Raw genomic sequence first — 9,628 nt, 5'->3', positions numbered from 1 at the left:
CTAGTTCATCTGAACTATCTAGTATTATACTTTTTTATATTAAAATAACAAATAGCTAAAATGTAAAAACTCATTATCATTGACTAGTCAAAAGTCAATTTTCTTTATACGAAAACTCAATTTTTCGTTGGTTATTACTACGTATTTATTCTTTTTCACTTTTTTCAATAATTTTCTTTAATTTCTTTTGAAATTCGTTTCTTGGTATAAGCACACTTCTGTCACACCCTAAACATTTAATCCGTATATCCATTCCCATCCGAATTATTCTCCATCTATTTTCACCACAAGGATGTTGTTTTTTCATCTCAACAATATCATTTAATGAAAATTGCTTTTTATCCATTTCCATTATCCTTTCTTATTTTAAATCCTTCATTACAAATAGACAATTAGCTACGGAAGCTATCCAGTAATTAAGTTAGTAGTTTTTCGTACCTATTATATCATTTTAAAAATAGAAATTAATATAAACGACTGCTTTCTTTACTGTTTCCTGAAGAAATTAGCTTCAAAACTGGATGTATATTGTTCTGTTTTAAAACGTATACTATAAAAACTTGCTCGATAACTAAAGTCTTGACAATTGGGGAACGACGTCGTTCTTTTTACCAACCTAATACAATATGGAAGGAACGTTTCTATATGAATAATCCAGTTCAAAATAACGATGTGAATTATGTTCACTATAAAGATCCTTTAGCAATTAAATTAACTAGTGACATTCTTATAACATGTTTACCAAAATATTATACAAATTTAATCGTTCTTTGTATTGGTACTGATCGTTCCACTGGAGATTCTTTAGGTCCATTAACAGGTACGTTGCTTACTCAAATGAGACCAACGCAAATGAAGGTTTATGGAACACTTCATCATCCAGTGCATGCCGTAAATTTGGAAGAATCAATTCAAAAAATTAAGATGTCTTATAGAGATCCGTTTATTATTGCGATTGATGCATCTTTAGGTAAAAATTCTTCAATTGGAAACCTTATAAGTGGTTCTGGCTCTCTAAAGCCGGGGGCTGCTTTAAAGAAGGAATTACCCGCTGTCGGTGATGCCTATATTACAGGTGTGGTAAATATAGGCGGATTCATGGATTATGCCGTTTTACAAAGTACAAGACTTTCTCTTGTACATGATATGGCATATAAAATTGCACATGTGTTAAAGAAAATCGACTTCTGGCTACAACATTATAATTCGAATCAAGTTAAAAACTTAACAAGAGGATATAATAAATCTGTTTAATTGATAAATAACATATGATTCAAATAAACAAAAACAACGACCATGAATATTGCAGGTAATAAGTTTGTTACTCTAATTTGAGTTAATTTCAATAAGTTTAGACCGATTGCAACAATTAATAGGCCGCCAACCGCTGTGACATCCACTAATAAATCATTAAAAATCACTTCAGGGATTAGCTTTTCTATTTGACTCGCAAGTAAGGCAATAGATCCTTGAAATAACACTACCGGAACAACTGATAGTATAACACCTATACCTAGTGTTGTAGTAAGTATAAAAGCTGTAAATCCGTCTAATATAGACTTAGTTAATAACACTTCATGATCTCCCCTTAGACCACTATCTAGTGCTCCTAGAATCGCCATAGCTCCAACTACAAACAATAAAGAAGCTGTAACGAATGCTTGTGACACATTTATATTATCACCTTTATTAGTAAATTTACTACCTACCCAGTATCCTAACCTGTTTAATAACTCTTCCAATCGGAATAACTCCCCCACTAATGCACCTGTCAACACACTTAGTAAGACGATAATAATTGAATTTACTTGAAGAGCCATTTGTAGTCCAATTAAAAGTATCGTTAAACCAATCCCTTGGGTGATCGTTTCTTTATATTTATCTTTTATTTTCGTCAAAAACAATCCAATTAAACTACCAATAATTATACATATTCCATTCACAATCGTTCCGAATAATACCATTTCTGTTCCCCACTATACAATTAAATTACTGATGACTTACTATAATGTTTCACGTGAAACATTTCCTTTAGAAAAAACGGGTTCTCCATTCTGGGTGACTAATGCCTTAATTGTCCTTATGCAGTAATGAAGTTTTTACTTTCTGCCAAATAAAAAGACTGATCACATTTTATATAATCAGTCTCATTTGATTTTCATCATTTTATTAATGAAACATACTAACGAATCTTTCCAATTCTTCATTCGAGTAAAATTCTATTTCGATTTTACCTTTATCATTATTTTTCTTTATGTTTACATTAGTTCCTAATACTTCTCTTAACTTTGTTTCATATTGTTGGATAAAAACATCTTTTTGTTTTTTATTCTTTTTTGGTTTAGGCTTCTTTTTATTCAGTTCAGTTATCATCTGTTCTACTTGTCTTACATTTAAGTGATTACTTATTATTTTATCTACTAGTGGCAAAAGTTGTTCTTTATTTTTAAGTCCTAACAAAGCACGTCCATGTCCCATCGACAGTTCCCCATTGCTAATATAAATGATGACATCATCGGGTAACGATAATAACCTCATTGTATTAGCGATATGGGATCTACTCTTACCTATTTTGCTCGATAATTCTTCTTGAGTTAATTCTAATTCATTAATAAGATTTTTATAAGCAAGGGCTTCTTCAATAACTGTTAAATCTTCCCGTTGCAGATTTTCTAACAAGGCAATTTCCATCATTTTACGATCGTCAAAATCTTTTACAATCGCTGGAACTTCTTTTAATCCAGCCTCTTTTGCTGCGCGAAACCGTCTTTCTCCTGCGACAATTTCATATCCTTTTATACTGCGTCGAACAATTAGCGGTTGAATAATACCATATTCCATAATAGAAGTTTTTAATTCTTCTATTGCATCGGCATTGAATGTTTTTCTAGGTTGATAAGGATTAGTGCGGCATTCATCAATTGGAATTTGTTCAATAGATTGTTCGTCTTCATTTACTTCATAATCGTTAAACAAAGCATTTAAACCTTTACCTAACCGTTTGGCCAACTTCCATCACTTCCTTTGCTAACTCTAGATATACTTCCGCTCCTCTTGATTTTGGATCATAAACTGTTATTGGTTTTCCGTAGCTGGGCGCCTCGCCAAGTCTTACGTTTCTTGGAATAATAGATTTATATACTTTATCTTGAAAGTACTTTTTAACTTCTTCGATTACTTGTAGTCCTAAATTTGTTCTTGCATCTAACATAGTTAATAATACACCCTCTATCATTAACTGTTTATTTAGATGTTTTTGTACTAATCGAATCGTATTAAGGAGTTGACTCAAACCTTCCAGCGCATAGTATTCACATTGAACCGGAATTATAACGCTATCAGCAGCAGTCAAGGCATTTAATGTCAGCAATCCTAAAGATGGAGGACAATCTATTAAAATAAAATCATAAACACCTTTTACATCGTCAAGTGCTTTTTTTAATTTAACTTCTCGAGAGATTGTAGATACTAGCTCTATTTCCGCTCCTGCAAGTTGAATCGTCGCCGGGATAATTGAAAGATTGTCAACTGCTGTAGGTATACAGACTTCTTTTGCATCCAAATCCTCAACGAGAATATTGTAAACACATTGATCCATATCTCCCTTATTAATCCCAACACCACTTGTTGCATTTCCTTGAGGATCTATATCAACTATTAAAACTTTATTACCTAAAAGAGCTAAGCTAGCCCCTAAATTAACTGTTGACGTTGTTTTTCCTACGCCACCTTTTTGGTTTGCAATTGCAATAATTTTACCCATTATGGCACCTACCTATTTGTAAAGCTTATTCATTTACCATTATTTCTTTTGATTCTTTTTAACTCTAATTGTAATTTGGTAATAGTCATCTAATTCTTCTTCTTCCGATTCTACTTTAATACCTGTTTCTGCAATCATTTTCAGAGATCTTCTAATTGTATTTGTTGCAATCCGTATATCTTTACTTATAAACTTCGATTTCGGTCGTGATTTTTTCTTATCTTCACCTTTTGCCAAATACTCTTTAATTATCTCGTCCGTTTCCCGTACAGTTAATTGTTTTTCTATTATCTCATGAAAAAACTTTAATTGAAGTTCTTCTTTTTTCAACTTCATTAATGCTCTCGCATGTCTTTCAGTGATCTTTTTTTCAATTAGCGCTTGTTGAATTTCTTCAGGTAAAGTTAATAATCTAATTCTATTTGCTACTGTAGACTGACTTTTTCCTAATCTTTGTGCTAATGCTTCTTGTGTTAATGAATGCATTTTTATTAATTGAGAATATGCTTTTGCTTCTTCTATCACTGATAATTCTTCTCTTTGGATATTTTCTATTAAAGCAACAGAGGCTGTTTCCGTATCACTCATATTACGTATTATTGCTGAGACTTTCTCCCAACCTAATAATTTAGCTGCTCTTAATCTTCTCTCACCAGCAATAACTTCATACAACTCATCATCTTTTTTCCTGACTACAATAGGCTGGATCATCCCGTGTGTATGTAAGGTTTGTGCCAATTCTTTGATTTTCTCGTCGTCGAATTGAGTTCTAGGCTGGAATTGGTTTGGTACAATTTGATCGACAGTTAATTGAACAACATCTTCTAAATCATTAATATCTTGTTGTTCATCTGCTTTATTACCACCAGTAAAGATTCGATTAAAGGACTGCAGCATAATAAACATCACCTTTTTAATAATTATTATAAAATTGTTCCACGTGAAACAATTTATTATTCTAGTAAAAAAAAGAAGGGTTTAATGAGGATGTTAGAATACAAGACTTGTCATATTAATAGCATTTCTTGTACATATATAGTAAATGTTCATTACTTAAACTACTAAAAAAAGAAAGAAACTTAACCCATATAGTTAAGTTTATCATAAAATTAATATAAAAAGTATGATACTTACTTTAATTTTAATATTCTTCTATTAAATAGGATCTTTTGCTGGAGTTCCAGCTTTTCTCGGATAAGTTTTAGCTGTTTTCTTTATCTTTTTTATTACAATGATCGAACGTTCGCTATTTTCAATGGGCAGTGAAAAAGTATTGTTGTTAACAACTTCCCCACCTAGAGTTTTAACTGCCTTTTCTGCATCTACTAATTCTTCATTACTGTTTGCCCCTTTTAAAGCGATAAAAGTCCCGCCAACTTTACAAAGTGGCAGGCAATACTCAGATAAAACAGACATCCGAGCAACAGCTCTTGCAGTTACTACATCAAAGTTTTCTCGATATTTCTTATTTTGACCAATATCTTCAGCTCGTGAATGAATAATATCCACATGATCTAATTGTAATGTTTCTTTTAATTGTTCTAAAAAATTTATGCGTTTTTTTAAAGAATCAACGATAGTTATCTTTAGATGTGGATAGCAAATTTTTAGAGGGATACTGGGAAACCCAGCACCCGCTCCAATATCACATACTGATTTTACATCTTCAAATGAAAAATAAAAACTAGCTGTTATTGAGTCATAGAAATGTTTTAAGAAAACGTCGTCTTTCTCTGTTATTGCTGTTAAATTAACTTTTTCATTCCAGTCAACGAGCAATTTATAGTATTCCTTAAATTGATTTAGCTCTTGTTCTGAAATACGTAAATTATTTTTCGCTAAAACTTCCGTAAATTTCTTTTCATCCAATGTAATAACTCCTTATTTACTGCATTTTCAAGTATTGCCATTGTAATTTAAATTCAGGAGAAACTTACATGCACCAAAACATATTTCTACCGATATTAACTTACCAATTAGCTAGTCTTCTTTACATTTCCTTGTTCAATATAAACGAGCAAGATGGAGATGTCTGCTGGGTTTACTCCTGAAATTCTTGACGCTTGGCCGATTGAAATTGGTCGAATTTTTTTAAGTTTTTCCCTCGCTTCACCAGCTAAGCTATGAATCGCATCATAATCGATATGTTCAGGAATTTTTTTATCTTCCATTTTCAACATTCTTTTCACTTGCTCATTCGCTTTTTTAATATACCCTTCATATTTAATTTGTATTTCTACTTGCTCTTTAACATCAATTGGTAAATCTTGTACACCATTTATTTTTTCAATAACATCATATGTTATTTCAGGTCTTTTTAATAGGTCAAATGCGCGAACAGCATCTTTTAAAGGAGTCGATTTAGCCTCTTCTAATGTTTTTTGTACATCGTCCGTTACTTTGATAATTACATTAAATAATCTGTCTTTCTCCTCTTCAATTAATCGGAGTTTTTCTTTAAATTTTTCATATCTTGCTTCAGATATTAAGCCTAATTTATACCCTAATTCTGTTAAGCGAATATCCGCATTATCATGACGTAATAAGAGACGATATTCAGCACGAGATGTGAGTAATCGATATGGTTCCCTAGTACCTTTTGTCACTAAATCATCAATTAAAACTCCAATATAACTTTGTGAACGATCCAAAATAAATGGATCTTTGTTTTGAATTTTTAAGCTTGCATTTATTCCTGCGATAATACCTTGAGCTGCTGCTTCTTCATATCCAGATGTTCCATTAATTTGACCGGCCGTAAATAATCCTTGGATTTCTTTTGTTTCAAGCGTCGGCCATAATTGTGTCGGTGTAACGGAATCATATTCAATTGCATATCCAGGACGCATCATTTCAGCATTTTCTAAACCAGGTACTGATTGTAAAATTTTATTTTGAATCGATTCTGGAAGTGAAGTAGAAAGACCTTGAACATATACTTCTTCCGTGTTTCGACCTTCTGGTTCCAAAAATATTTGATGTCTTGGCTTGTCGTTAAAACGAACAATTTTATCTTCAATAGATGGACAATATCTAGGCCCTGTTCCCCGTTTCATACCTGAATACATTGCTGATAATGTCAAATTATCATTTATTACTTGGTGAGTTCGTTCATTCGTATATGTTAACCAACAAGGAATTTGATCCTTAATATATTCTGTCGTTTCGTATGAAAATCCTTGAGGTTTCTCGTCCCCTGGTTGAATTTCTGTTTTAGAATAATCAACCGTATGACTATTTACTCGTGGTGGTGTACCTGTTTTAAAACGTACTAAATCAAAGCCAAGGTCTTCTAGGTTTTCTGATAGCTTTACGGAAACTCTTTGATTATTTGGTCCACTTTCATATTCTAAATCACCGATCAATACTTTCCCACGCATAAATGTTCCAGTTGTAATAATTACTGTTTTTGCATAATAAGCTGCATGTGTCTCTGTAATAACTCCCTTACAAACACCATTTTCAATAATTAGTTCATTAACCATTGCTTGTTTTAACGTAATATTTTCTTCGTTTTCAATTACACGTTTCATTTCTTGGATATATAAAGGTTTATCTGCTTGTGCTCTTAACGCTCTTACAGCGGGACCTTTTCCTGTATTTAACATACGCATTTGAATATACGTCTTATCAATAACTTTCCCCATTACGCCACCAAGTGCATCTATCTCGCGAATAACAATTCCTTTTGCTGGCCCTCCTAGTGACGGATTACATGGCATAAAAGCAATCATATCCAAATTTAACGTTAGCATCAGTGTATTGGACCCCATTTTTGCAGCAGCCATAGCAGCTTCACAACCAGCATGGCCTGCTCCAACAACAATTACATCATAATGTCCTGCATCATATGTCATTAATTTCACCCTTTCATTTCATACTGTTTACATAAAGTTTTCAAGCATTTATTTTCCTAAGCAAAATTGTGAAAACAATTGGTCAATTAAACTTTCACTTGCAGTATCACCAACGATTTCACCTAAAAACTCCCACGTTCTTGTCACATCGATTTGAATAATATCTAAAGGCATATCAAGTTCTAATGCATTCATTGCATCTTCCAATGCTTGTTTTGATTGCTTTAGTAAATGGATATGTCTAATATTGGACACATACGTAATATCATCAGTTTGCATCTCTTTTGAAAAAAACAATTTAGAAAGTGATGCTTCTAAATCATCGATCCCTTTATCATTAATTAAAGCCATATTTATTACGGAATGATCGCTAGCTAATTCTTTTATTTCTTCCATATTAATTTTTTCGGGTAAATCTGTTTTATTAATGATAACGATATAATTCATATCTGTTAATAATTTAAAAATTTTTCGATCATCTTCTGTAATTTCTTCATTATAATTCAGCATAAATAAAACGAGATCTGCTTCTTGTAATATTTTATGAGATCTTTCCACACCTATCTTTTCAACGATATCCTTCGTTTCTCTAATCCCAGCTGTATCGATTAATTTTAATGGAATTCCGCGCACATTTACATATTCCTCGATTACATCTCTCGTTGTGCCTGGCACATCTGTTACAATTGCCCTTTCTTCTTGAACAAGAGAATTCATTAAAGAAGACTTTCCTACATTCGGACGACCAATAATGGCAGTTTTAATCCCTTCTCTAAGAATTTTCCCTTGTTTAGCAACTTGTAATAAACGTTCAATTTCGCCATGTACATAGTTGGTTTTTTCTTTCATTAAATCGTGAGACATTTCTTCCACATCGTCATATTCCGGGTAATCAATATTCACTTCAACGTGAGCAATTGTTTCAATTAATTCTTGCCGTAATTCTTTTATTAATCGTGACAGTTTCCCATCAAGTTGATTTAATGCCACATTCATTGCTTGGCTCGTTTTAGACTGAATAACATCCATGACAGCTTCTGCTTGAGAAAGGTCAATTCGCCCATTTAAAAAAGCTCGTTTTGTGAATTCCCCAGGTTCAGCCAGTCTTGCTCCCCTATCTAATACTAATTCTAATATTCGGTTGACTGCCATTAACCCACCATGACAATTTATTTCAACTACATCTTCACATGTAAACGTTTTTGGAGCCCGCATGACGGAAACAATTACTTCATCAGCAACTTCTTCAGTATCTGGATCAATAATCTTTCCATAATGCAATGTATGACTATCCACATTTTGCAAATTTTTCCCTTTAAACAACTGCTTAACAATTTTTATTGCATCCTGTCCACTTAAACGAACAATTGAAATTGCTCCTTCACCAACTGGTGTGGAAATCGCTGCAATCGTATCTATTTCCATCTATGTCACCTCCAAACTAAAATAATAGTGTATATACTCAACATTACTTATCCACAAGATAAAATGACTTAATCAAAATGTCACTAATAAAATAGAATACCATAATTTTAACAAAAAATAAACTTATCCACAATGTGAATAAGTAAAAATAAATTTTCCCGCTTTACCTGTATTTTAATAATTTGACAATTCTTGTTCGTAAAAAAAATCGCTGAGAAGGTAAATACCTAATCAACGATTTTTACATTTATCAATTATCTTTTGGACTAATTACGATATGACGGTGTGGTTCTACTCCATCAGAATAAGTTGTTACTTCACTTGAATCTTGCAATGCGCTATGAATGATTTTTCTTTCATATGCGGGCATTGGTTCAAGCGCTACTTTCCGTTTAATACGTTTAGCTTTATCCGACATTCTATGCGCAAGTTCAATAAGTGTTTCTTTTCTTCTTTCACGATACCCTTCCGCATCAACGCTTACGGAATGAAAGTTTCGCCCATTTTTATTTATTATTAACTGGGTTAAATACTGTAGAGCATTTAAAGTTTTACCTCTTTTTCCAATTAAAATAGCAATTTT

Annotated in this window: 10 protein-coding genes; 1 reads left to right on the top strand and 9 read right to left on the bottom strand. The window is 32.4% G+C overall.

Features of this window, described 5'->3' with window-relative positions:
* Positions 1-145 precede the first annotated feature (145 nt).
* Positions 146-346 (bottom strand): DUF951 domain-containing protein, encoded by a 201-nt coding sequence (locus ACPYKA_RS15130; protein ID WP_479543049.1) that lies wholly within the window; start codon positions 344-346, stop codon positions 146-148.
* Positions 347-645: 299 nt separating this feature from the next.
* On the opposite strand from ACPYKA_RS15130, the gene yyaC reads away from it, so the two are divergent.
* A complete protein-coding gene (gene yyaC, locus ACPYKA_RS15125) occupies positions 646-1,254 on the top strand; it encodes a spore protease YyaC (RefSeq protein ID WP_479543048.1) in 609 nt (202 codons plus the stop codon).
* On the opposite strand, the gene ACPYKA_RS15120 is transcribed toward yyaC, so the two are convergent.
* From ACPYKA_RS15120 to jag, 8 genes are all read right to left on the bottom strand, one after another.
* A complete protein-coding gene (locus ACPYKA_RS15120; RefSeq protein WP_479543047.1) occupies positions 1,251-1,964 on the bottom strand; it encodes a DUF554 domain-containing protein in 714 nt (237 codons plus the stop codon). The two genes, yyaC and ACPYKA_RS15120, sit on opposite strands and share 4 nt — an antisense overlap.
* Positions 1,965-2,169: 205 nt before the next feature.
* Positions 2,170-3,009: a ParB/RepB/Spo0J family partition protein gene (locus tag ACPYKA_RS15115; RefSeq protein WP_479543046.1), complete on the bottom strand. Its 840-nt coding sequence runs from the start codon at positions 3,007-3,009 to the stop codon at positions 2,170-2,172.
* Positions 2,990-3,763, bottom strand: coding sequence for a ParA family protein (locus ACPYKA_RS15110; protein WP_479543045.1), 774 nt, complete (start codon positions 3,761-3,763; stop codon positions 2,990-2,992). Before ACPYKA_RS15110 ends, ACPYKA_RS15115 begins: the two co-directional genes overlap by 20 nt.
* A 39-nt stretch (positions 3,764-3,802) precedes the next feature.
* Positions 3,803-4,660, bottom strand: a complete 858-nt coding sequence (gene noc / locus ACPYKA_RS15105) for a nucleoid occlusion protein (RefSeq protein WP_479543044.1) — start codon at positions 4,658-4,660, stop codon at positions 3,803-3,805.
* Positions 4,661-4,918: 258 nt separating this feature from the next.
* Complete coding sequence (gene rsmG / locus ACPYKA_RS15100) at positions 4,919-5,632, bottom strand: 16S rRNA (guanine(527)-N(7))-methyltransferase RsmG (RefSeq protein WP_479543043.1); 714 nt, start codon at positions 5,630-5,632, stop codon at positions 4,919-4,921.
* A 107-nt stretch (positions 5,633-5,739) separates the two neighbouring features.
* Positions 5,740-7,620 (bottom strand): tRNA uridine-5-carboxymethylaminomethyl(34) synthesis enzyme MnmG, encoded by a 1,881-nt coding sequence (gene mnmG, locus ACPYKA_RS15095; protein WP_479543042.1) that lies wholly within the window; start codon positions 7,618-7,620, stop codon positions 5,740-5,742.
* A 48-nt stretch (positions 7,621-7,668) separates the two neighbouring features.
* Positions 7,669-9,045 carry a tRNA uridine-5-carboxymethylaminomethyl(34) synthesis GTPase MnmE gene (gene mnmE / locus ACPYKA_RS15090; RefSeq protein WP_479543041.1) on the bottom strand — a complete coding sequence of 459 codons (1,377 nt, stop codon included), beginning with the start codon at positions 9,043-9,045 and terminating at the stop codon, positions 7,669-7,671.
* Positions 9,046-9,295: 250 nt separating this feature from the next.
* On the bottom strand, positions 9,296-9,628 hold a 333-nt coding region (gene jag / locus ACPYKA_RS15085), incomplete at its 5' end, for an RNA-binding cell elongation regulator Jag/EloR (RefSeq protein ID WP_479543040.1).

It is taken from the genome of Pseudogracilibacillus amylolyticus (SeqCode) (genome assembly GCF_051918545.1).
Taxonomy (GTDB): domain Bacteria; phylum Bacillota; class Bacilli; order Bacillales; family Amphibacillaceae; genus Pseudogracilibacillus.
This window is presented reverse-complemented; position numbering and strand designations above follow the sequence as displayed.